Origin of the sequence: Streptomyces sp. NWU339 (genome assembly GCF_003143855.1) — a bacterium.
Classification (GTDB): Bacteria; Actinomycetota; Actinomycetes; order Streptomycetales; family Streptomycetaceae; genus Streptomyces.
On record NZ_QFRK01000003.1, the window covers coordinates 116935 to 139729 of the forward strand.

Sequence of the window (22795 nt, forward strand, 5' to 3'; positions counted from 1 at the left end):
TCGGACCCGGCTAGTCGTCCGCCTTGAGCTTTTCCATGCGGCGGCGCATGGTGCGCGACGCAATGTGCAGGTAGTCACCGATGGACGTGGCGTTGTAGTCGTCGACCATCGTGCGCAGGACGGTCTCCATCGCCCTTCCGAACGCCGGAGTGTCGCCGGCGGCGGTGCCGGCTTCCGTGGCCAGCCACCATGTGTGGAAGTCGGCGGTCATGGCGTTGCGCAGCAACTCCCTGCCGGGGTCGTCCAACGGGCGGCCGAGCGTCCGGGTGGACCCCTTGCCGCTCTTGGGCGCCGCCGACGAGGTCGCCGTCCCGTTGCCGTCGTCTGTCCGCTGCCTCTTGTGACCGGTACGGCTCTCGACGGTCCCCTTGAGGCGGCCCGGGGCGACGCCGAGGTGTCCGGCGATGCTGTTCATCGATATGCCCCGCTCGTTGACCAGCGTGTAGATCGCCTCCAGCAAGCGCGGCGGGTAGCTCAGCGCGGCGTTGCTCTTGCCGCCCTTCTCGGCCTGCTTGCGCTGTTCCAGCAGCTTCTTGAAGTCCGGCCCCATGGCGTCCTCGAGCATTTTGATCGCCTCCGGGTCGTCCTTGAGCTGCACCTTCCGGGGACGCTTGAGCCTGGGGCGGGCGGCCTCCGACTCGGAGTCCGCGCTCGCCACGCCCCGGATGCCGCTCAGGTCCAGCTTGGCAAGCGTACTGATCAGCGAGCCGTCGCTCTCCTCGATCACGTCGGTGTCGGAGAGGGTCTCATGGCCACCCGTGCCGTGTTTGGCGTGGCTGTGGGTGACCTTGCCGTCCTTCGTCCGCTGCTTGGCCGTGACCTGCGTCTGCTTCCCGCCGCGCGAGCCCGTCTCCGCCCCGTCGGGCGCGCGCTCCCCGGAGTACGCGGAGATGCGGGTGCCGCCCTTGGCCTTCGTGACGATCTGCTCGGACATCCAGTTGCCCCCGCCCTGCCCGCCGGGCGGCTCGGCCACGTGGGGCAGGTGCTCCACGATGGTGGCGGCCGACTCCTGGAAGAAGGACCCGAAGTCCTGGTTGAAGCTCACCGGGAAGCCTCGCTGCCGGTAGTGCTCCAGCATCGCCCAGCACGCCTTGCAGGGCCGCTTCACACCGCGGACCACGATCCTCTCTCCACGCTGTTCCTTCGGCAGATCGGCCGCCTCCAGCGCGAGCATCAGCTTCTGCTCGGCGTGCATCGACTTGGTGCCGTCCGGGTTCTCCCGCGGCCCCGTGGAGTGCTTGAGCAGGATGACCACGCCTTTGTACTCGTCCGAGGTGAGCAACTCCTTCAGCCGGGCGAGTGCCTCGGGGCTCGTGGGCTGTGCCTCCAGCGGGACGACGGGCCCCCTGCGCATCATCGCCTCGGCGGTCTCGCTGGCCCGCTTGCCCTGGTAGACCTGCTGGATCTTCAGCCGGGCGCGCCGGTTGGTGCTGATCACGTCGTCCGCTTCTTTGGTCGGACGGCCCGTGCGCAGTGCCCGTTCCGACGGCTCACGGTTCATCAGGTGAGAAAGGTCCAGCGCGGGCGCGTCCTGCGGCCGGCCGGCGGACTGGGCCTGGAGATACTCCATCAGCAGCGTGACTGAGCGGTTCCGGTTGGTGGCGAACACCAGCCGCCCGTTGATCAGCATGCCCTGGACTTCGGACTCCCGGGCCGGTCCCTTCTTCTTGGGTGCCGCCTTGCCCTCACTCTTCGTACCCTTCGCGCCCTTGCTCGCCTTGGCGGTCCTGGTGACGGGTGCGGACGACGTCTCCGCCATGGCGGTGTCGCCGTCCGCGTCGAGGGCGGCCGCGTCGGCCTGGGTGTTCTGCTGCGCGACGTCGTGCAGGTAACGGATGCAGTTGAAGAGCCGGATGCAGATGTGCCGCAGGGTCTGCTCGGCCCGCTCCTCGCTCTGGTCGCGGGGGAACCTGACCACCGCCTGCTGCGTGGAACGGCCCTCCTGCTGCAGCGTCGGCTCGCAGGTGCAGGCCCGTACGTCCTGGATGAGCTGCTGGAGAGTCTCGTCGTCCTCCAGGGCCTCGGCGATGTCGGACTCGTCGTCGCCGAGGTACTCCTCGTCGGCCTCGTCGTCGGTGTACGCCCGCTGCACCGGTGCCACCCGGGGCGCGGGGTGCGCCGCGGTCTCCGACGGCCGCGCGGCACCGGGCTCCGTCGCGCGCAGCACCGGCACCGGGCCGCTCATCACCTGCCGTGCCTGCTTCTCCGCCGCCACCTCCCAGCGGTCGCCGGGGTCGGAGACGGCCAGGCCGCGGTGGTCGGTCGTGCCGCCGACCGGGCCTTTCTGCTGCTGCAGGTAGTGGCCCAGCTCGTGCGCCAGGGTGAGCTTGTCACCGCCGCCGGGACCGATGACCACATGCCGGCCGGAGGTGAGCGCGCGGGCGTCCACCTCGGCGGTGGCCCTGCGCGCCAGACTCCCGGTGTGCAGACGTACGCCGGAGAAGTCCGCGCCGTCGAACCGGGCTTCCATCTCCGTGCGCACCCTGTCGTCCAGTGGTTTCCCGGGGCTGCGCAGTACCTCGTGGACCGGGGAGGAGCGCTGCACCGGTGCGGTGCCGTGCCCGTAGCCGGGCCCGTGCCCGTGCTCGTCCGCGCGCCGACGCCGTGCCCGCTGGATCATCAGGGACGCCGCGGCGTTGCCCGCGCCGCGCTGCGCCGCGCGGAGCGCGGCGGCGGTGAGCGGGGGCGGTACGGCGGTGCCGCCCGAGGGCGTCTCCCGGCGGGCGGCGGCCGGGCCGCGTGCCGTCCGCTCGTTCCCGGACTGCTCGGCGCGCGACCTGGACGTCTGCATCTGCTGCCTCCTCGCCGGCGCACCCTGCTGCGGACCCAGTGGACTGCGCGGGCGAACGGGGCGTCCAGGTCCGTACGGGCAGACCGAGGGCAGGTCCGGGGGGCGGCCCGGCGGTCGGCGCGGGTGGGGAAAGGCAGCGGTCCTGCCCCCGGCCAGGTCCCCGCGTCCCTGTTCGCCCTGGTGGGCCCCCGCGCAGACTCGGCCTGGACACAGGTGACCCGCAAGGACGCGAAGGAGCGAGCATGCCGACGTACCTCACCCCGGGCGTGTACGTGGAGGAGGTGCAGTCCGGTGCCCGACCGATCGAAGGGGTCGGCACCGCCGTCGCCGCGTTCGTGGGGTTCGCCCAGCACGGCCCGTTCCACGCGCCGACGCTGGTGACCAGCTGGGAGCAGTACACCCAGCAGTTCGGCGGCTTCACCGAGGGCACCTACCTGGCCCACGCGGTCTACGGGTACTTCGCCAACGGCGGCGGCGCCGCGTACGTGGTGCGGATCGGCGGCTCGGCCGAGGACGCCTCCGCCCCGGCGGCCGACGGCACCCGGCGGCAGGAGGCCAGGGCGGCGGAGCCGGTGGAGCTCGGCGGCTTCCTGGTCGCGGCCAAGCCGGGTGCGACCGGGGTGTCGGTGGAGGTCGCCGACGCGGACGGCGAGAACCCGCCGGAGGACCGCTTCAAGGTCCTGGTCCACCAGGGCGGCCAGGTGGTGGAGACGTACGAGGCCTCCACCCGCAAGAACGTCAAGGGGTACCTGGTCAACCAGGCCCGCGCCTCCAGGCTGATCGAGGTCACCGAGCAGCGGGGCGCCGCCCAGAGCAGGCCCGCCGGCCAGACCGTGGCGCTGCCCGACGCCCCCGCCGTGCCCGCCGCGTCCGGCTCCGGGGAGGTGGCCCGCCTCGACCCGGCCGAGTACGTCGGCGACGCCGCGGCCCGCACCGGTTTCGGCGGCCTGGAGGCCATCGACGAGATCACCATGGTCGCGGTGCCGGACCTGATGAGCGCCCACCTGCGCGGCGACATCGACGCCGAGGGCGTCCGCACCGTACAGCTCGCGGTCATCTCGCACTGCGAGCAGATGGGCGACCGGGTGGCCGTCCTGGACACCCCGCCCGGGCTCTCCGCCCAGCAGGTGCGCACCTGGCGCAACGACGAGGCGGGCTACGACTCCCGCTACGCCACCCTCTACTACCCGTGGGTGCGGGTCTTCGACCCGGCCGCCGGACGCAACACCACCGTCCCGCCGAGCGGACACGTCGCCGGTGTGTGGGCGCGCAGCGACGCCGAGCGCGGCGTGCACAAGGCGCCCGCCAACGAAGTGATCCGCGGCGCGGTGGACCTGGAACTCCGGCTCAGCAAGGGCGAGCAGGACCTGTTGAACCCGATCGGCGTGAACTGCGTACGGGCCTTCCCCGGCCGGGGCATCCGGGTGTGGGGCGCCCGCACCCTCTCCTCCGACCCGGCCTGGCGCTACCTGAACGTACGCCGCCTCTTCAACTACCTGGAGGAATCGATCCTCCTGGGCACCCAGTGGGTGGTCTTCGAGCCGAACGACGACCGGCTCTGGTCGAGCATCCGGCGCAACGTCACGGCGTTCCTCACCGAGGAATGGCGCCGGGGCGCGCTGTTCGGCCGTACCGCCGAGGAGGCGTTCTACGTGAAGTGCGACCGGGACAACAACCCGCAGGAGTCCATCGACCAGGGCCGGGTCATCTGCGAGATCGGCGTCGCGCCGGTCAAGCCCGCGGAGTTCGTGGTGTTCCGGCTGGCCCAGTTCTCCGACAGCACCAGCCTCATCGACGAGTGACCCGCGGGTCCACAAGGAAAGGTGACGGACAGTCATGGCAGAGGGCGATGCTCTTTCCACCCACGTCTTCGGCGTGCAGCTCGGCGGCTACCTGGTCGAGTCGATCCAGGAGATCAGCGGCCTGACCGTCGAGGAGGAGGTCGTCGAGGTCCGCCAGGTCAGCGCGGAGGGCAAGCAGATCATCCGCAAGCAGCCCGGCGCCCGGCAGGCCGGCGAGGTCACGATCACCCGGGGCCTCGACAAGAGCAGCGAGTTCACCAAGTGGATCAAGGAGACCCTGAACAAGGGCGCCGTGGACGCCGCGCGGCAGAACCTCACCATCGAGATCAAGGACTCCGAGGGCACCACGGTCCGCCGCATCCAGCTGATGCAGGGCTGGGCCTCCAAGTGGGAGGGCCCGTCCCTCAAGGCGGGCGAGTCGTCGGCGGCCACGGAGAGCGTCACCATCGTGTTCGAGGAGATCGTCGTCGAATGAGACGCCGTACGGTCACGGCGGGCAGCCTGGAGGAGATCCTCCAGGCGACGGCGCCCGCCCCGGCACCGGAGCAGGCGGCGGCACCCCCCGCCGCCCCGGCGCCCGCGCCCCGGGAGGAGCACGGGCTGCGCACGGAGTTCGAGTTCGAGCTGCCGCGCGGGTACGTGGACGAGGCGGGCACCGTGCACCGCCACGGTGCGATGCGCCTGGCCACCGCCCGTGACGAGCTGCGGCCCCAGATCGACCTGCGGGTCAAGGAGAACCCGGCGTACCTGAGTGTGGTGCTGCTGAGCCAGGTGATCACCCGGATCGGCGCGATCACCGATGTGCACGCCGGTGTCGTGGAGCGGATGTACGCCACCGACGTCGCCTTCCTCCAGGACTTCTACCGCCGGGTCAACAGCGAGGGCCACACCCGTGCGGCGGTGACGTGCCCGCACTGCGAGGGCGGCTTCGAGGTCGACCTCTCGGGTGGGCGCCTGGGGGAATCGTGACGTACGCCCTTCCCCGGCTCCGGGAGGAGATCGCGTACGTCGCCTACCACTTCCACTGGCCACGGGAGGAGATCCTCGACCTGACCCACGGCGAACGACGGCAGTGGGTGGCCGAGATCGCTCATATCAACACCCTTATGAACGAAGGCGGTTGAGGGTATGGCATGGCGGGACAGGCTGCGCCGCCGGGCCGCCCGGCCGGACACCGCGGGCCGTGCGGGGCGTTTTGGGCGCACGGAGCGCTCCGGCGCCGGGGCGGACGGTCCGTCCGGCGACGGCCCGGACCGGAGCGCGCCCGGCGGCCGGGGGCCGTCCGTTTCCGGCAGCACGGGTCCCTTCGTGCCCGGCGACTGGGACGGCGGCTGGCGCCGGACCGCACCGCCGGAACTCACCGTGGCCCGCGCCCCGATCGGCGTCAGCGACGGCCTCGCCTTCCGCGACGGCCTCGCCGCCTGGCAGAACCCGTCGTTCGACGCCGGTCTGGGCCACAGCCTGCTGCCCACCGCCCCGGCCGGGCTGATGCGGGGCGTCACCGGCCCTGCCACCCCGCGGGCCGATCGTGCCGGCGGGGGGCCGCTGCTGCTCCGGGCAGTCCGTCCGGAGGGGGCGGACAGGGCGCAAGGCGATGTCTCGGACGCCGGGAACCCGGACAGCGCGGGCCGGCCGCCGACCGCCCGGACGGCGCCGGTTGCGCGTCGGACGGGTCCGGGGACGCGGTCCGGTGCGTCGGGCTCCGGTTCGGGCACGTCCGGTACGACGTCGGCCCGCACGACGTCCTCCGGTACGACGCCGGCCGGCGCGGGCCCGTCCGGGTCGGCTTCGTCCGGGTCGGCGCCGTACGCCGCGCGGCCTTCCCGTAGCGGCCCCCGGGGCACGGGAGCGGTCGGCACGGGCTCCGGGACCAGGCCTGTGGTCGCGCGTTCCGGCGACGACGAGGCCACGGGGGCGGGGCGTTCGGGCGAGGCCCCGCCGACCCGTGGCATCACGTCGGCGGATTCCCCCGCCGTGCTCTCCTCGACACCCTCCTCCGTCCAACGGGCCGCGCAGCCGGACGCCGGCCCGGTGGTCACCCCCGCCGGCACCGGCCGACGGCCGGCGGCCGCGGAGATTCCGCTGGTGCGACGTGTGTCGGTGGTCCCGGGTGCGGACGCCGGCGGTGGCGTGGCCCGGCCCGCTTCCGGCGGGCCCGCTGCGAAGGCGCGGTCCGGCGCGCCCGAGCCCGGCTCCGGGCCCGCTTCCGGGTCCGCGTCCCGGTCGCAGGCCGGTTCCGGGAGCCGGACGCCTGCCGGCCCGGCCGTGCAGCGCACCGCGACGGGGACGGCAGGGACACCGGCCGCCCGGGGAGGCCGGCCGGCAGAGGAACCACGTGCGGCCCGTGCCTCCGCTGCAGAGACGTCCCGTCCGGCCGTCCCCCTCCGCCCGGTGGGGCCTCGCCTGACCGCTGCGCGGCGCCAGGCCGGACCCGTGCGCCGGGTCCCCGCCGTGCGGCCCGCCGCCACCCCGCCGCCCAGCAAGGGCGCAGCCCCCGAGGCACGCGGCCCCGCCTCCTCCACGAGCGCACCGACGGTGCCGGGGGAGCGCTCCACCGCGCCCGCACAGCGCTCCGTCACGCGCGCGGGAAGCCGCGCGCCGCTCGGCGCCCCGTTGAGCGAACTACCTTCCACGGCCACCCCGTCGGCGGGGAGCGCTCCCGCCCCGTCCTCCGGTCCCGGCGCCGGTCCCGTGCTGCCCGTCGTCCAGCGCCAGGCGGAGGGCGCGGCCGACGGCACCCCGGGCCCGTACGACGCCGGCGCGAAGGGAACGGCCGACGGCGCCCCGGACGGTCCCGCCGCACCGGCCGGCGCCCCGCGCCGCACCTCCGGCCGCCCCGGGGCACGCGCGCGCGGCGGTCTGGGTGCGCCGCTGGCCGCCCTGCCGCCGAGCGCCGACCTGCCGGGCTCCGCCGCGTCCGGCGCCCGCGCCTCCCGTCCGGCGCCCGGCCAGGACATCCAGCGCGCTCCGGTACGCCAGGACCGGAGGTCCGGAGCCGCGCCGGTGCCGCCCACCGCGGAGCGCACCCCGGCGCCCCCCGGGACCGCACCGCGCACCGCGTCCCTCGCGCCGGGAGGGGCCGGAGCGGGCGCGCCCCTGCTGGGGGCGGGCGACGGCCGGCGCCGCCCCGCGGACCGCTCCGCCAACGGGGGCACCACCTCGCCCGGCCCCGCGGACCACGCGAACGGGCCCGCCACGCCGCTGGTGGTGCCGTCCCCGGCTGCCGTGTCCCACCGAACGGCACCGGAAAGCACCGCGGACACGGCCGGTCCGGCCGGGGAAGCTCGACGACCCGGCACGACGTCCGGCCCGCCGGGCCCCGGCGGGCTCCGCCCCCGAGATCCCGGATCACCGGGCCCGGTCGTCGTCGCCCGGGCCGTGGCTGCAGACGCTGCAGGCGTCCCGACCCCCGGCACAGCCGGCCGGCACCCGCTGTCGGCGACCCGCTCCGCGACGCCCCACGCCCCGACGGCGACCCGGGCCCTCTCGCTGCTCGCCCTGCGCCCCCTCAGCCTCAACACCCGGACCGGGGAAGGGACGGCACAGCCTGTCGGCTCCGGCTCGGCCGGCCGCCCCGTCGTGGCAGCACGCTGGCCCGGGGGCGCTCCGGCCGCCGTCCGGAGCGACGCCGGGACACCCACCGGGACACCCGCGCGGCCGACGCCGGGCCCGTCCGCGCTTCCCCCGGCGACGCCGCAGGTCCAGCGGGCCACGACCGCGCTCCGGGGGCCGCAGGGCCCGGACGTACGAGGGACCGGCTCCCCGGGCTCCGTCCGACGCGTACCGGTTGTCCGCCCTGCGCCGGGCGGAGCCCGGGGAGCGTCCGACGCGGACGCCCCGGCCACCGCCCTGCTGACGGCCACCGCCCCACCGGCGCGGCCTCTGCCGGTCACCTCCCCCCGGACGCCGCCGTTCACGGACCGCCCGCCGGCCGCTCCGGCCCCGACGGGGGTCGTCCCCGTGGTCCGACCGGCGACCGGTGCCCCAGGGCCCGGCCCGGCAGCGGGCAGCGGGAGCGGCCGGGCGACGAGCAGCGGGACCGGCCGGGCGGCACTCCCGGTCCAGCGCACCGCCACCGACACCACCGCCGCCGCCACCGGCACCGGCACCGGCGGCGCGGCCGTGCCCCGGGGCGTACCGGCCCAGCCGGAGCCGGCGCGCGGCCGGTCACGGTCGGCCTCCACGTCGGCCGCCTCCGGCAGGGGCGCGGCCCGGCGCGCCGAGACACCGCAGGACCCCGGCGTCGACCTGGACGACCTGGCGCGCCGCCTGCTCGACCCGATGGCCCGGCTCCTGCGCACCGAGCTGCGGCGCGGCCGGGAACGTACCGGCCGCCCCTACGACGGACGCCGCTGAGGGCGCGGCACGGAACGGATGACGGACGCATGACCGACAGCATCTTCGCGACGAGCGTGTTCTTCCGGCTCGCGATCGGCGGCAACGACCTGGGCGCCTTCCACACCTGTTCCGGCATGGGCGCCGAGGTCGAGATGGAGAGCTACCAGGAGGGCGGCAACAACGGCTTCACCTGGCACCTGCCCGGGCGCGTGACCTGGTCGAACATCACTCTCACCCGGCCTGTCACCGCTGACACGGCGAAGATCGGCCGCTGGCTCGACGAGACGCTGCGGCGGGTGGAGCCCAAGGAAGGCGAGATCGTGGCGCTGAAACCGAACCTGACCCCGATCATCAGCTGGCAGGTGTTCGGGATCGTCCCGGTGCGCTGGCAAGGGCCGTCCTTCGACCCCGCCGACTCGGCGGCCGCGGTGGAGACCCTGGAGATCGCCCATGAGGGACTGCGTCCCCTCTGACTCACACTCATGAACCACTCTGCACAAGGTTGTTCCTCTTCGGAAAGGAAGTCCCGGCATGTCCCCAGCGGTCCGCTCCAGCCGGGCCCGGGCCCAGCTGACCCTGAAGGAGCCCCCCGCTTCGGTCGGTGCGAAACCCGGCGGGACGGTCGCGCGGCTGGACCTCCAGTTCAACCCCTCCACCCTGGAGCTGCGCAAGACCACCGAGTGGCGGCGCTCCCCGTCCCGGATGGCGGGACAGTCGGCGCTGCCCGAGTTCGTCGGCAGCGGCCCGCGCACCCTGAGCCTCGAAGTGTTCCTGGACGCCACCGCCACCCACGACGACTCCGTGGAGCAGGCGGTGGAGAAGCTGATGAAGGCGTGTGTGCCGACCCCGGCCAGCCTGGGCCGCAAGAAGCCGGCCAGCCCGTGGGTGCGGTTCGAGTGGGGCACCGCGCGGACCACCTCGTTCGACGGGGTGCTCTCCAGCCTGTCGGTGACGTACACGCTGTTCGACGTGGACGGCAAGCCGCTGCGGGCCACCTGCGGGCTGTCGATCGAGGAAGCGAGTGTCGACCCGCCGGGCCAGAACCCGACGTCCGGCGCGCGCACCGCCCGCCGTACGCACACCGTGGTGGCGGGCGACAGTCTGGCCCTGCTGGCCTGGCGGGAGTACGGCGACCCGACGGCCTGGCGGGTCATCGCGGAGGCGAACGGCATCGACGACCCGATGGCGCTCGTACCCGGCACCGAACTGGTGGTGCCCGGGCTGCGCGACGCCGGCGCCGAGGAGGAGCGGTGAGCACGACCGAGGCACAGGGGGGCCGGTCGTTCGCGGCGGACCCCGTCGTGGAGACGCCCGACGAACTCCCGCCGGTCTGGGCCGCCCAGCTGGTGAGCTGCGTGGTGGACGAGAACGTGGGCCTGCCGGACGCGGCGGTGCTCACCTTCCGCGACCCCGATCACGAGTTCCTCCAGGCGACCGGCATCACCATCGGCACCCCGTTCAAGGTGTCGGTGGTGACCGTGTCCGGGCAGGCGCGGGAGCGGCTGTTCACCGGCGAGGTGACGGCCCTGGAAGTGGACCGGGACCGCACCGGCTCGTTCACGGTGGTGCGCGCCTACTCCAAGGCGCACCGCCTCCAGCGCGGCCGGAAGGTGGTGGCGTACCGGAACATGACGGCGGCGGCCATCGTCCGCAAGGTGGCCGCCGGGGCCGGGCTGGCCTGCGGCACCGTGCAGGCCGCGCCGGTCACCTACGAGCAGCTGTCCCAGGCGAACGTGTCCGACTGGGACTTCCTGCAGTTCCTGGCGGCCGAGAGCGGCGCGCAGGTGCGCGTCGACGACAAGGGGCTGCTCCAGTTCACCAGGCCGCGGAAGGCGTCCGGCGCGCCCGCGCCGTCGACTTCGGCCACCCGGAACCCGATGGTGCTGGAGTACGGGCGGAACCTGCTGGCGCTGCGGGCCTCGCTGTCGACCGCGGACGGCGCGTCGTCGGTGGAGGTGCGCGGCTGGGACGTCACCACGAAGCGGCCGCTGGTGGCCCGGCAGCCCTCGGTGGAGAGCGAGACGGTGGTGCCGGGCCTGAGCCCGGCGTTCGCCGCCCGGTTCGGCACGTCCTCGAAGCTGACCGTCACCGACACCCCGTACCGTACCCAGGCCGAGACGACGGCGGTCGCGGACGCGACGGCCGCTCAGGTCAGCGCGGGCTTCGGGGAGCTGGAGGCGGTGGCCGAGGGCAACCCCCGGCTGCGGGCGGGCAAGCCCGTGGCGCTCGGCAACGTCGGGCAGGCGTTCTCCGGCAAGTACACGGCCACGGCGGTGCAGCACGTCCTCGAGCCGCAGGGCGGGTACCGGACGACGGTGTGGGTGAGCGCCAGCCCGGACCGCTCCCTGACCGGTCTGGTGACCGGCGCCAACGCGCCGTCCCGGGGCCCGCGCATGCCGGGTCTGGCGATCGGCGTCGTGACGGACGTGCGCGAGCCGGGCGGCGCCCAGCGTGGTGCGGTGCGGCTGAAGTTCCCCTGGCTGGACGACACGTACGTCACCGACTGGGTGCGCACCGTGCAGTGGGGCGGCCAGGGCGGCGGAGGCGTGGTGAGCCCGGAGGTCAACGACGAGGTCCTGGTCGGGTTCGAACAGGGCCTGCTGGACAGCCCGTACGTCATCGGAGGGCTCTACAACGGCGTGGACGAGCCGTCACCCCACGACGTCCCACTGGTCGACGGCACCAGCGGGAAGGTCAACCGCCGCTCGGTGGTGTCGCGTTCGGGGCACCGGGTGGAACTCCTGGACGCGAGGGCGCCGGGCCCGTCCGGACTGCGGCTCCTGACCGGTGACGAACGCCTCGAAGTACGCCTCGACGACCGGCGGGACCGGATCGAGCTGACGGTGTACGCCGGGCGGGGCCGCCCCCTCACCTCCGTCCTGCTCGACGAGGACGGCATCACGCTGGACGCGGGGGAGGGCAACGTGCGGGTGAAGGGCCGGCAGGTGGACATCGACGGCACGGCCGGGGTGAACATCGACGGCCGTTCGGTGAACGTCACCGGCCAGTCGGACGTCACCGTCGACGGCGGCCTGCTGGGCGTCCTCAAGGCCCGGCTCATCCGGATCAACTGACGCCCGGCCCGTGCCCACCCCGTCTCCCCCTCCCCGACCACCCCGTCCCCACCGGCCCTGTCCGACGACCTTCCACAAGGAGCACCGCATGCCGGCCGCAGCCCGTACCGGTGACCCCACCGACCACGGCGGTGTGATCGCCACTCCGCCTTCCGGCGCCGCCGCGGCGGTGGCCCGCGTGCTGATCGGCGGACGCCCCGCCGCCGTCGTGGGCAGTCTGCACACCTGCCCGATGCCACCGCACGCGGCCTTGGGACCGGCCAACGTGATCGCACCCGATCCGGCCGCGCTCGTTGCGGGCCCCGTCCTCATCGGCGGACTGCCGGCCGCGCGGGCACGCGACCGCACCGTGTGCGGCGCGACGATCCTGACCGGCTTCCCCGACGTCCTGATCGGCGGTGTGTGATGAGCGAGCGCTTCATCGGGCGGGGCTGGGCGTTCCCGCTGCGGGTCGGGCCGACCGGAGGGATCGCCATGGTCGAGCGGGAACGGGAGATCGAGGAGGCGATCCGCCTGGTGCTGGGCACCGCGCCCGGCGAACGCCCCATGCGCCCCGAGTTCGGCTGCGGCATCCACGACTACGTCTTCGCCCCCGGTGACGGCGCCACCGCCGGACGCGTCGCGCAGCAGGTGCGCGAGGCCCTCGAGCGGTGGGAGCCGCGCATCGCGGTGGACGACGTGGTGGTCGCCTTCGACGCCGTCGAGACGGGCACCCTCTACCTCGACGTGCACTACACCATGCGTTCCACCAACGACCGGCGCAACCTGGTCTTTCCCTTCTACACGATCCCCTCCGAGGAGGGGCTCGAGGAACGGGGCGCCGACTGATGGCCCTGCCTTCCCCCAATCTGGACGACCGGCGGTTCCAGCAGCTCGTCGACGAGGCGAAGCGGTACGTGCAGCAGCGAGCCCCGGAGTGGACCGACCACAACGTCTCCGACCCGGGGGTCACCCTGATCGAGACGTTCGCCTACCTCGTGGACCAGTTGCTGTACCGGCTGAACCGGGTCCCGGACAAGAACTACACCGCGTTCCTCGGCCTGTTGGGCATCCGCCTGTTCCCGCCGGGAGCGGCCGTGGCCGAGGTCGACTTCTGGCTGTCGGCGCCGCAGCCCGACACGGTGGCCCTGCCCGCGGGCACCGAGGTGACCACCGCGCGAGGTGAGACCGAGGAGGCCGTGGTGTTCACGACCACGGACGAACTGCGCATCGTGCCCAGCGAGTTGACACGTCTGGTGACCGCCCCCCGGACCGGTGAGCAGACCGACCGGACCGGGACGCTCGCCGAGGGCCGCGGCGTACCGTGCTTCCAGGCGGTGCCGGAGCCGGGCGACGCGCTGCTGTTCGGCCTGCCGACGGCGGTGCCGCGCTGCGTGGTGGCCGTGCGCCTGGACAGCCGGGTGGAGGGCGTCGGGGTGGACCCGCGCCAGCCCCCGCTGGTGTGGGAGGCGTGGGACGGCGGCGGCTGGCAGGTGTGCGAGACCGGCCCGGACACCACCGGCGGGCTGAACCGGCCCGGTGAGGTCGTCGTGTACGTACCGGCCGGGCACACCGCGTCGGTGATCGGCGGGACCCGGGCGGGCTGGCTGCGCTGCCGCGTCACCGAGGCGGAGCCGGGCCAGCCGTTCTACTCGGAGTCCCCGACGGTGCGCGAGGCGTCGGTGTTCACCGTGGGCGGCACCATGTCCGTCGAGCACGCCGAGACCGTGACCGACGTGCCGCTCGGCACCTCGGAGGGGGTCGCCGGGCAGACGTTCCGGTTCGACCGCCCACCGGTCCTGCTCGACGGTGAGCCTCCCGTGGTGGAGGTGTCCTCGGCCGAGGGGTGGCACCGTTGGGAGGTGGTGGAGCACTTCGGCCGCTCCGGGCCCGCCGACCGGCACGTCCGCGTGGACGCCACCACCGGCGAGTTCGCCTTCCCCCCGGTGCTGCGCGAGGCGGACGGCACGCTGCGGCAGTGCGGCGCCGTGCCGCCCAAGGGCGCCCAGGTGCGGGTGGCCCGCTGCCGCACCGGCGGCGGCCCCGCGGGCAACGTCGCCCGCGGCGCGATCTCCGTGCTGCGCAGCTCCGTTCCGTACGTGGCGCGCGTCACCAACCGGGAGGCGGCGCGCGGCGGCGTCGCCGGTGAGACCGTCGCCAACGCCAAGCTCCGGGCGCCGGAAGCGCTGCGGATGCAGGAGCGCGCGGTGACGGCCGAGGACTACGAGATCATCAGCCGTCAGGCGGCGCCCTCGGTGCGCCGCGTCCGCTGTCTGCCCGCGGCGGACGACGCGGGCGCGGTGCGGGTCCTGGTGGTGCCGGACGCGGTGGCCGACGAGGGCGACCGGCTCCGCTTCGAGCAGCTGATCCCCTCGGACCAGGTGCTCGCAGCGATCACCGAGAGCCTCGACGAGCGACGCCTGATCGGCACCCGCCTCGTGGTGGAACCGCCGGTCTACCAGGGCGTCACCGTGGTGGCCCGGCTCGCCGCGGCGCCGGGCGACACCGACCGGGTGCGGGACGCGGCGCTCGCCGCGTTGTTCCGGCACCTCAACCCGCTGCACGGCGGTCCGGACGGCACCGGGTGGCCGTTCGGGCGGCCGGTGCAGTACGGCGAGGTGTTCGGCGTACTGCAACGCGCCACCGGCAACGCGCTGGTGGAGGACATCCGGTTGTTCCCCGCCGACCCGATCACCGGGCGGCGCGGTGCGCCGACCGACCGCATCGACGTGGCCGCGGGCGCCCTGGTCTTCTCCCACCAGCACCAGGTGGTCGTCACGGCCGTCGCGCCGGAGGCACGGGGATGAGCCGCGCCGCCGTACCCGGACTGCCGAGCAGGTACCCGATCGGCGGGCAACTGCCCGCCCTGTACGCCGACGACGACTTCGCGCAGCGGTTCACCGCCGGCCTCGACACCGTCCTCGCCCCGGTGTTCGCGACCCTCGACAACCTGCCCGCCTACCTCGACCCCCGGGTGGCGCCGGCCGACTTCCTGACCTGGCTGGCGTCCTGGGTGGGCGCCGCCGACGATCCGCGGTGGCCCGTGGAGCTGCGTCGCGAGGCGGTCGCCCGCGCGGTGGAGCTGCACCGGTGGCGCGGCACCAGGCGCGGCCTGGTCGAGGCTCTGCGGCTGGCCCTCGGCATGCATGCCGAGGTGACCGGGGACGGCGGTGCGACGTGGTCGAACACCGCCGGTGCCGACCTTCCGCCGAAGCCCCCCGCCGAGACCCTGGTCCGGGTGTGGCCGACCGGCGGGAGGCGGGTGGACCCGGACAGGGTCCACGAGATCGTCCGGGCCATGTGCCCGGTGCACACCGTCTGCCGGGTGGAGGTCCTGCCCGGCCCGCCCGCCGACGAAGGGAGGTGACGTCATGCGCGCGTGTCCCGCGTGCGGGGCGTCCAACAGCCTGGGGGACGACTTCTGTGCCAACTGCGGTGCGTACCTGGCCTGGTCGGACACCCCGCCGACCCCGGGCGCGGGCACGGGCCCGGAGCCCACGGCCCCACCGGACCCCGCCCCGGCATCCGTGCCGCCCCCGGCATCCGCACCGCCCTCGGCGGACGAGCCCGCACCCACCGCGGGCCCCCACCCCGGCGGCACCCCAGGCCCCGGGACCGATCCCGGCCAGGAGGGGGCCACGGGCCCTTCACCCCGGACCGGACCGGACTGCGTCCGCACCGAGCCACCCACCCCCGCACACCGCTCGACCACCGGCACCGGGGGACCCACCGGCACCGGAGAACCTTCCCGCACAGACGGGGCTCCCCCCACAGCCGCGGCTTCCCCCACCACGACGCCAGGACCTCCCACGTCCCGGCCCGCCGCACCCGGCACGGGCGCACAGGCCCCGTCCACCCCGGCCGCACCGCCGCACCCCGCCACCCCGCGTGCTCCGGCCCCCCGGAACATTCCGGGCCCCCGGTCCCCGGCCACCCCCGCCCCCGGGACACCGGCGCCGGACCCCGTCCTGCCCGTACGCCCCGCGAAGCCGGTGACCCCGCGCCCCGTCGTACGCCCCGTGGCGGTGCCGGACGAGAAGGCGGGGACGCCCTGCCCCGCCTGCGGCACGCCCAACCCGCCGGACCGCCGCTTCTGCCGGCGCTGCGCGACCTCGCTGAAGCCCACCGCGGAGCCCGCACCGCTGCCGTGGTGGCGGACCGTGTGGCCGTTGCGCCGCCGGGTGCGGGCCGGCTCGGGCCGGGCGGCGCGGCTCCTGGTGATCCTGGCCGTGGCGGTGGCCCTGTGCGCGGGCGGTCTCCTGCTGCTGCCGACCGGACGCGCCCTGTACGAGGACACCCGGGACAAACTGGGCACGCCCAAGCCCGTGACCCCGGTGGACATCGAGGCGAGCGCCGAGGTGCCCCGGCACCCGGCGACGAACACGACGGACGGGCTGAGCAACCGCTACTGGGGCGCGCCCGCGCCGGGCGCCTGGGTGACCTACACCTTCCGCGAGCCGTTCCGGCTGGTCGACCTGACCATCACCAACGGCGCGTCCGCGTCACCGGAGGACTACGCCCGCCAGGCACGGGCGCTCCGACTGGACCTGGAGGTGACGGCGCGGGACGGCACGAAGCACCACGAGGAGCTCGCCCTCAGCGACAAGCCGGGCCCCCAGACGATCCCCACGGGAATCAGCGACGTGACGACGGTACGCCTGGTCCTGCGCTCGGCCGCCGGCCTCGCCGCGGGCCGTCACCTGGCCCTGGCGGAGGTGGAGTTCTTCCAGCGAGGCTGACCCGGCGCCCTGAGTCCCGGCACCTTCAGGAGCCGGTCACTCGACGACTTCCATGACGGGCCCGTGCCGGGCAGCCTTCGCGGAACGCATTCGGCACGCGTCAGCCGACCACCACACACAGCAGAAAGGACCGGGTCTTTGACCTGGGCCTTCTTCGTGGAGCGGGTGAGTGGAGCGGGTGACGAGAATCGAACTCGCGCTCTCAGCTTGGGAAGCGACGGCGCTTGCGTGGGCTCCTTGGTCCTGACCTGCGTAGATGTCTTTCAAGTGCGGTGTCGCGCGGGCGGTCTCGAACCCTTGTCGACCGTGGTTGTCCGCCCTTACGGGCACGGATCGGGCACGGCTTCGGCTCAGGCGGTTCGGAACCTTTGTCTCGCCTTTGGAGAGGCGCACCAGGCGCAAGCTCGGCAAGGCGTGTACGGCCGCCGTTGCATGCGCAATCAGGTGGTGCAGTCTCCAGAAACCGCCATGTCCGCTCACCGCTCCAGGACGACAACGAGAAGGGCACGGGTGGATGTCGTGCCGACCAGGCGGCAGCGGTGGGGGGTGAGGACGCCGGCCCCGGCACCGGCGTCGGCCTGGAACCCTCCCGAGGGACCCAGAACGCGGTCTTCCGTGCCTACCGCTACGGGCCGGAGCACACGACCTGGCTGCGGCGGGAACGGTACTGACGGGCACGGCCGCCGAAACGTCACCGGTCGAGGTCTTTGCACTGCTTGGCGGGCACGCCCATGTCCGAGAAAATCTCACACGCCTGCTGCCTCATCAGGTCGGCGGCAGCCCCGTCGGTCTTCTGGTGAGCGCGGGCGAGTGCCATGAGGGTGCGGGCCTCGCCGAGTCGGTGGCCGGTCTCACGGTGCAGGGCCAGGGCCTCCCTGCCGTGAGTGACGGTTTTGGCATAGGCGGACTCGGACACTGCCGATCCGCACAGGGCGGTCAGGGCCTGTCCCTCCACCACGCGCAAGCCGTACTCACGTGCCAGGCTCAGCGCCTGCTCGGCATGGTCGCGGGCCTCGTCGTGGTGGCCCAACTGCTGGTGCGTGAGGGAGAGGCCCAGGAGGCTGTCCGCCTCGGTGCGTTTGAAGCTCGCCTTCCGGGCCAGGGCGAGGGCTTGAGTGTCGGCCTCAAGAGATCGTTCGAAGCGGGCCTGAACCCGGTGGGCAGCCGCGACCGTGTTGAGGGTGCCGGCCTGGATCCAGCGTCGTCCCTCGTCCTTGACCATGGCGAACGCACGCTCGGCCTGTTCCAGCCCCTCGGCGTGGCAGCCGAGCTCGAGATTGATCCTCGCGACGGCGGCGAGCATCATCGCGCGGCCGTTGCGGTACCCGCCCCTCCCGTCGGCGGTCACCAGGGGACCGAGAGCGTCGAGGCCGTCGGCGAGACGGCCGAGGTCCCAGTACACCCAGCCCAGAGTCTGCAGCGCCAGACTGTCGTCCCACCAAGTGAGTTCCGCACCCCGGGTGATGGCCAGTTCGAGGTGAGCGGCCGCCTCACGCAGCCGGCCCAGATCACGGCAGGTCATACCGAGGCCGAGCAGCACGTACACCTCGGCGGGACGATTCCCGATGTCGTGGGTGATCCGCAGGCCGGCGGTGAAGTGCTCGTGCGCACGGTCGAGCCGGGACATGCTCCAGGCCACGAAGCCTCTGCTGCCCAGAGCCGACGCCTCGCCTTCCGCCCAGCCCAGCTCCCGGCTGATGTCCCTCAGACGCGTGTTGTGATCCATCGCCTCCCGGGCGTGCCCCCAGTCCCACCGGATCATCGCGAGGCTCCCGTGCATGGCCGCCTGGCCGTAGGGGTCGCCCTCGGCGGTCGCCGCGTCCAGTGCCGTCTGCGCGGTGGCCAGCCAGGTTGCCCGCGGCAGATGCACCCAGAAGTGGCCGAGCAGTACGGAGGTCAGGTGCCAGGCGACCGGGCGAGGACCGTGCCGGGCGGCATGGTTGATGACGGCCAGCAGATTGGCCCGCTCCGCCTCCAACCATGCCGTGGCGTCGGCGGCGGACGGCATGCCTTGCTGCACGCCGACCCGGAGTTCGGGCGGAAGCTCCGGAAAGAGCCAGGTCCCCGAAACGGCACGAGCAGCGTGCAGGTACCAGATCAGGAGCCGTTCCAGCGCGGCGCCACGGTCCGCCGCCGTCTCCTCCGCCAGCGCACGCTCCTGCGCGTACTCGCGAAGGAGGTCGTGGAACCGGTACCGGCCGGCCGTCGCCGGTTCGATCAGGTGGGCCGAGGCCAGGGCACCGAGCAGACGGCGCGCCTGGGACAGCGGTGCGGGCAGGAGAGCCGCCGCGGCCTCCGCCGTGAAATCCGCGCCGGGGAACAGACCGAGCAGGCGGAACAGCCGGCGCGCGGCGGGTGCCAGGACCCGGTACGACACGGAAAAGGCCGTACGCAACGGGGAGTCGGCGGCACCGTCCGGCTCCAGCGCCTCCAGCCTGTTGCCCTCGGTCATCTCGGCGACCAGGTCGGCCAGGCGCAGGCCGGGATCGCCCGCCAGCCTGGCAGCGGCCACGCGCAGCGCCAGCGGAAGGCTGCCGCACAGCCGGATCAGTTCGCCGACCGCGTGCTCGTCGGAGGCGACCCGGTCGCCGCCCAGGGTCCGGCTCAGCAGCGCGCGGGCCTCGTCCGGCTGGAGGAGGTCCAGCGGCAGAGCGTGTGCTCCGTCGTGGGCGACGAGGTCGCCGAGCCGGTTACGGCTGGTGACGACGACGCAGCAGGTCGGGCTGCCGGGCAGCAGCGGACGTACCTGCTCGGCCGAGGCCGCGTTGTCCAGCAGGACGAGCATGCGCCGGCCGGCCAGCCGAGTCCGGTACACGCGGCCCTGGGCCTCGTGGTTCGGGGGGATCTCCGACACCGCGAGTCCCAGGCTGCGCAGCAGCAGCTCAAGGGCCTCGCCGGGCTCGAGGGGCTGCCGGTCGTGGTCGAAGCCGTGGAGGTTGACGTAGAGCTGGCCGTCCGGGAAGCGGTCGCGGACCTGGTGTGCCCAGCGCACGGCCAGCGCGGTCTTGCCGATGCCGGCGGCGCCGCCGATGGCGGAGATGACCACGGTGTTCGCTGCCCCCCGCTCCTGTTCGGGCGGAAGCAGTGCGTGGAGTCGGGCGAGTTCGCCGGTTCGGCCGGCGAAACCCGGTGCGTCGTGGGGGAGTTCGGCAGGCACGGCGCTCTCGCGCGGCTTGGAAAGCGTCGGCGGGGGAGGAGTCGGCGGACGCAGGAGGAAGGCGTCGTCCTGGCGCAGTACCGCTTCGTGCACCCTGCGCAAATCCTCACCAGGATCGGCTCCGAGTTCTTCCCGCAGTCGTACGCGCATGTTCTCGTAGGCGCCCAGAGCTTCCGCCTGTCGTCCGCCGCCGTACAGAGCCCGCATGCGCAGGGCCGTCAGTGACTCGTCGTAGCGGTCAGCCACCGAAGACGCCGACAGCCCGCCGAGGTCGTCGAGGGCGTCGCCGAACCGGCCCAGCAGAAGCAGGCACTTGAGCCGCTCCAGCCGGAGCGTCCGTCGGCGGTCCTCCAACCGCTGCCGCTCGCCCTGCGCGAACGGCCCCGGCAGTCCGGCCAGGGGCTCGCCCCGGAACAGCCCGATGGCTGCGGAGAGTTGGTCCGCCGCGGTGGCCAGGTCGCCGGACGCGACGGTGCGCATCGCCGCGTCGTCCCGCTCGTCCAGATCCGCCGTGTCGAGCCGTACCTCTTCGACGACGAAGCGGTACCAGCCCTTGCCGCTGCGGATCACCGAACCCGCCGGCGGGGTTTCTTCCGGGTCGAGCATCCTGCGCAGCGAGTTGACGTGAGTGGGCAGCACCTTGCGGCCGCCCGCGGGAGGCTCCGGCCCCCACACAGCGTCGAGCAGCCGCTCATGACTCACCACGGCCCCTCGGCACAGCAGCAGCGCGGCCAGCACAGCCTGCCGCTTGACCGGCCCAAGCTCCAGCGGCGTCCCGCCCCGCCATGCCCGAAACGGCCCGAGTACCTCGAACCGAAGCAGCTGAGGAAATCCCCCGCCCACCTGAAGCCTCCGCTCCCATACGTCATCCAGGTCATCGAAAATTCATCAGCATTGCAGCACCCCCAGCCAAGGTGATGGACACGACATTGCACAACCCGCACAACCAAAGGGGGGTCCGAGTGACCGAAGCGGAGTTGGTGGCCACCGCGTTGGCCACAGGGGCGGCGGCCGGACTCACCGACACCTCACGAGGAGTCGTCCACGACCTCCACGCCGCGCTGCAAGAGGCGGTGCGCCGACGGTTGGCCGGTGGCGGCGACGGCGTGCCGGGCGGCTATGGCGTACGCGTGCTGGACGCGTACGAGACAGACCCCGACGTATGGCGGACCCGGCTGCTCCAGGTCCTGGCCTCCGGGATGGAGATCGACGAGGAGATCTGCGCGGCGGCCCGCGCCGTGCTCCGCGCGCACCGCCGGCCAGGGCACATCACCGGGGACGCGGTCGGCTCATGACGCAGTGGGCGTCTCGGCGCTGCCAGCCGCCTCTCCGATGATGGACGGAATCGGCGGATGCCACTTCGCCAACTGCAACGAGGCGCCTCCGTGCGATCCGCCTCCGCCAGCGACGATCCTGAGCCGGCCGGAGTGGCTGCCCCGCCCCGGGCTCCGATGCCGTCGAGAGGCTGTGGACCTGTCCCAGGAGATGCTAGGCGGATAAGGGCCGACCATTCATCGAGGAACAGCAGGCTGAGGGCTTTCGTACCTGAACGACGTCGGTGAGCGCCATGAAAGCGCAGGTCAGCAGCATATTTCAGGAACGGGAAGCGGTGAGTGCATGACACCCGTCAAGCTCTCGTGCCCTCCGCGTGCCCGATCTTCATGCGCTTGGCGGGGCGGAAACCGGTGCAGGATTCCGGCAATGCATAAGTCCCAGGCCGCTGACCTGGGACTTTGATAAGAGCGGGTGACGAGAATCGAACTCGCGCTCTCAGCTTGGGAAGCTGATGTTCTACCATTAAACTACACCCGCGTGTGATCCAGGCCACCAGAACCGACCGGTGACCGGATGCTCGGTCACTCTACCCCATGGCAGGTCCCCGGTGTTTCAGGTCCCGGGGGCCTGATGGCGTTCAAGGTGCGGAAGTGGGTACGGGGGGCTGGAGTTGGGGCGTACGGTGGGGTGTTGGTGAGGGGCTGGGCGGGGCCGGGGTGCCGCCTGGAGGGTTGTCTCTTTGATCCCGTAATGTGCCTTTGGCGTCAGGGCAGGAAGCCAGGCGCGGCTCTTGGGGAAGGGACTCTTGGACTTGATGGAGCGCACCGTCGTCCGCTGTGCCGATGGGCACGTGTTTACCGCCGCCTCGTTCCCGATGCAGCAGGCCGAGCGACTCGGCCCCGGTCGGCTCTTGCGGTGTCCGCGCTGTGCGCGGCTTCGCAGCGTCGTGCCGGTCGCTCACCAGAAGCGTTAGCGAGGGCACGGGGTCCGGCAGGGGTAGTAGGGCGTGGGCGCGTGGGACGGCGATTGTGGCTGGTCCGCGCGCCTTGCGTATCCTCGGGGCGTGCTTCTCTCAGACAGGGACATCCGGGCCGAGATCGATGCCGGGCGGGTACGGATCGATCCCTACGACGAATCCATGGTGCAGCCGTCCAGTGTCGACGTGCGCCTCGACCGCTTCTTCCGGGTGTTCGAGAACCACCGGTACCCGCACATCGACCCGTCCGTCGAGCAGGCGGAGCTGACCCGGCTCGTGGAGCCGGAAGGGGACGAACCGTTCATCCTGCATCCGGGCGAGTTCGTGCTGGCCAGTACGTACGAGGTCATCTCGTTGCCCGACGATCTCGCGTCGCGGCTGGAGGGGAAGAGTTCGCTGGGGCGGCTCGGGCTGGTCACGCACTCGACCGCGGGGTTCATCGACCCCGGGTTCTCCGGGCACGTGACCCTGGAGCTGTCGAACCTCGCGACGCTTCCGATCAAGCTGTGGCCCGGGATGAAGATCGGCCAGCTGTGCCTGTTCCGGCTCAGCTCGCCGGCCGAGGCCCCGTACGGCAGTGAGCGGTACGGCTCCCGGTACCAGGGACAGCGCGGGCCCACGGCCTCGCGGGCCTTCCTCAACTTCCACCGCACCCAGGTATAGG

The 22795-nt window shown here is 73.4% G+C and carries 18 protein-coding genes and 1 tRNA gene; 16 read left to right on the forward strand and 3 right to left on the reverse strand.

From position 1 onward, the window contains the following. Positions 1–10: 10 nt before the first annotated feature. Positions 11–2791, reverse strand: coding sequence for a DUF4157 domain-containing protein (locus DIZ27_RS46865; RefSeq protein ID WP_109377124.1), 2781 nt, complete (start codon positions 2789–2791; stop codon positions 11–13). Positions 2792–3033: 242 nt separating this feature from the next. Between DIZ27_RS46865 and DIZ27_RS05395 the strand changes: the two genes are divergently transcribed. The 14 genes from DIZ27_RS05395 to DIZ27_RS46870 all read left to right on the forward strand — a co-directional run bounded on the left by DIZ27_RS05395 (position 3034) and on the right by DIZ27_RS46870 (position 17394). Next, positions 3034–4593 carry a phage tail sheath family protein gene (locus DIZ27_RS05395; RefSeq protein ID WP_109377125.1) on the forward strand — a complete coding sequence of 520 codons (1560 nt, stop codon included), beginning with the start codon at positions 3034–3036 and terminating at the stop codon, positions 4591–4593. Between the two features lie 34 nt (positions 4594–4627). After that, positions 4628–5068: a phage tail protein gene (locus tag DIZ27_RS05400; protein ID WP_109377126.1), complete on the forward strand. Its 441-nt coding sequence runs from the start codon at positions 4628–4630 to the stop codon at positions 5066–5068. Beyond that, the gene (locus tag DIZ27_RS05405) at positions 5065–5562 is read left to right on the forward strand and encodes a hypothetical protein (protein WP_109377127.1); all 498 of its coding nucleotides are present in this window, start codon (positions 5065–5067) and stop codon (positions 5560–5562) included. Before DIZ27_RS05400 ends, DIZ27_RS05405 begins: the two co-directional genes overlap by 4 nt. After that, the gene (locus tag DIZ27_RS45595) at positions 5559–5717 is read left to right on the forward strand and encodes a DUF6760 family protein (RefSeq protein WP_181383398.1); all 159 of its coding nucleotides are present in this window, start codon (positions 5559–5561) and stop codon (positions 5715–5717) included. Before DIZ27_RS05405 ends, DIZ27_RS45595 begins: the two co-directional genes overlap by 4 nt. A gap of 4 nt (positions 5718–5721) precedes the next feature. Next, complete coding sequence (locus DIZ27_RS45600; protein ID WP_109377128.1) at positions 5722–8949, forward strand: hypothetical protein; 3228 nt, start codon at positions 5722–5724, stop codon at positions 8947–8949. Positions 8950–8978: 29 nt separating this feature from the next. Then, on the forward strand, positions 8979–9404 hold the full coding sequence (locus DIZ27_RS05415; RefSeq protein WP_109377129.1) for a phage tail protein: 426 nt from the start codon (positions 8979–8981) through the stop codon (positions 9402–9404). Between the two features lie 58 nt (positions 9405–9462). Continuing rightward, on the forward strand, positions 9463–10185 hold the full coding sequence (locus tag DIZ27_RS05420) for a LysM peptidoglycan-binding domain-containing protein (RefSeq protein ID WP_109377130.1): 723 nt from the start codon (positions 9463–9465) through the stop codon (positions 10183–10185). Continuing rightward, positions 10182–12005: a VgrG-related protein gene (locus DIZ27_RS05425; protein WP_109377131.1), complete on the forward strand. Its 1824-nt coding sequence runs from the start codon at positions 10182–10184 to the stop codon at positions 12003–12005. Before DIZ27_RS05420 ends, DIZ27_RS05425 begins: the two co-directional genes overlap by 4 nt. 88 nt (positions 12006–12093) lie before the next feature. Then, positions 12094–12411 (forward strand): PAAR domain-containing protein, encoded by a 318-nt coding sequence (locus tag DIZ27_RS05430; protein ID WP_109377132.1) that lies wholly within the window; start codon positions 12094–12096, stop codon positions 12409–12411. Next, positions 12411–12833, forward strand: a complete 423-nt coding sequence (locus DIZ27_RS05435) for a GPW/gp25 family protein (RefSeq protein ID WP_109377133.1) — start codon at positions 12411–12413, stop codon at positions 12831–12833. Before DIZ27_RS05430 ends, DIZ27_RS05435 begins: the two co-directional genes overlap by 1 nt. After that, positions 12833–14791 carry a putative baseplate assembly protein gene (locus tag DIZ27_RS05440; RefSeq protein ID WP_109377134.1) on the forward strand — a complete coding sequence of 653 codons (1959 nt, stop codon included), beginning with the start codon at positions 12833–12835 and terminating at the stop codon, positions 14789–14791. The genes DIZ27_RS05435 and DIZ27_RS05440 overlap by 1 nt, the downstream gene beginning before the upstream one ends. Beyond that, complete coding sequence (locus DIZ27_RS05445) at positions 14788–15351, forward strand: phage tail protein (RefSeq protein WP_109377135.1); 564 nt, start codon at positions 14788–14790, stop codon at positions 15349–15351. The genes DIZ27_RS05440 and DIZ27_RS05445 overlap by 4 nt, the downstream gene beginning before the upstream one ends. Positions 15352–15976: 625 nt before the next feature. Further along, positions 15977–16723: a zinc ribbon domain-containing protein gene (locus DIZ27_RS05450; RefSeq protein WP_109377136.1), complete on the forward strand. Its 747-nt coding sequence runs from the start codon at positions 15977–15979 to the stop codon at positions 16721–16723. Positions 16724–17262: 539 nt separating this feature from the next. After that, the gene (locus DIZ27_RS46870; RefSeq protein WP_258308249.1) at positions 17263–17394 is read left to right on the forward strand and encodes a hypothetical protein; all 132 of its coding nucleotides are present in this window, start codon (positions 17263–17265) and stop codon (positions 17392–17394) included. A gap of 20 nt (positions 17395–17414) precedes the next feature. Here the strand turns inward: DIZ27_RS46870 and DIZ27_RS05455 are convergent, their stop codons facing one another. Next, positions 17415–20723, reverse strand: a complete 3309-nt coding sequence (locus DIZ27_RS05455; protein ID WP_258308250.1) for a BTAD domain-containing putative transcriptional regulator — start codon at positions 20721–20723, stop codon at positions 17415–17417. Between the two features lie 119 nt (positions 20724–20842). Here DIZ27_RS05455 and DIZ27_RS05460 point away from each other — a divergent pair, with 119 nt between their 5' ends. Continuing rightward, complete coding sequence (locus DIZ27_RS05460) at positions 20843–21175, forward strand: hypothetical protein (RefSeq protein WP_109377137.1); 333 nt, start codon at positions 20843–20845, stop codon at positions 21173–21175. 446 nt (positions 21176–21621) lie between these two features. Here the strand turns inward: DIZ27_RS05460 and DIZ27_RS05465 are convergent. After that, positions 21622–21692 (reverse strand) — tRNA-Gly (locus DIZ27_RS05465). A gap of 526 nt (positions 21693–22218) precedes the next feature. On the opposite strand from DIZ27_RS05465, the gene dcd reads away from it, so the two are divergent. Continuing rightward, complete coding sequence (gene dcd, locus DIZ27_RS05475; RefSeq protein ID WP_109377139.1) at positions 22219–22794, forward strand: dCTP deaminase; 576 nt, start codon at positions 22219–22221, stop codon at positions 22792–22794. Position 22795: the final 1 nt, after the last annotated feature.

What these genes read in the sequence shown, in the direction of transcription:
- DIZ27_RS46865 (WP_109377124.1), bottom strand. Translation starts at nt 2,791, where the DNA reads ATGCAGACGTCCAGGTCGCGCGCCGAGCAGTCCGGGAACGAGCGGACG.
- DIZ27_RS05395 (WP_109377125.1), top strand. Translation starts at nt 3,034, where the DNA reads ATGCCGACGTACCTCACCCCGGGCGTGTACGTGGAGGAGGTGCAGTCC.
- DIZ27_RS05400 (WP_109377126.1), top strand. Translation starts at nt 4,628, where the DNA reads ATGGCAGAGGGCGATGCTCTTTCCACCCACGTCTTCGGCGTGCAGCTC.
- DIZ27_RS05405 (WP_109377127.1), top strand. Translation starts at nt 5,065, where the DNA reads ATGAGACGCCGTACGGTCACGGCGGGCAGCCTGGAGGAGATCCTCCAG.
- DIZ27_RS45600 (WP_109377128.1), top strand. Translation starts at nt 5,722, where the DNA reads ATGGCATGGCGGGACAGGCTGCGCCGCCGGGCCGCCCGGCCGGACACC.
- DIZ27_RS05415 (WP_109377129.1), top strand. Translation starts at nt 8,979, where the DNA reads ATGACCGACAGCATCTTCGCGACGAGCGTGTTCTTCCGGCTCGCGATC.
- DIZ27_RS05420 (WP_109377130.1), top strand. Translation starts at nt 9,463, where the DNA reads ATGTCCCCAGCGGTCCGCTCCAGCCGGGCCCGGGCCCAGCTGACCCTG.
- DIZ27_RS05430 (WP_109377132.1), top strand. Translation starts at nt 12,094, where the DNA reads ATGCCGGCCGCAGCCCGTACCGGTGACCCCACCGACCACGGCGGTGTG.
- DIZ27_RS05435 (WP_109377133.1), top strand. Translation starts at nt 12,411, where the DNA reads ATGAGCGAGCGCTTCATCGGGCGGGGCTGGGCGTTCCCGCTGCGGGTC.
- DIZ27_RS05440 (WP_109377134.1), top strand. Translation starts at nt 12,833, where the DNA reads ATGGCCCTGCCTTCCCCCAATCTGGACGACCGGCGGTTCCAGCAGCTC.
- DIZ27_RS05445 (WP_109377135.1), top strand. Translation starts at nt 14,788, where the DNA reads ATGAGCCGCGCCGCCGTACCCGGACTGCCGAGCAGGTACCCGATCGGC.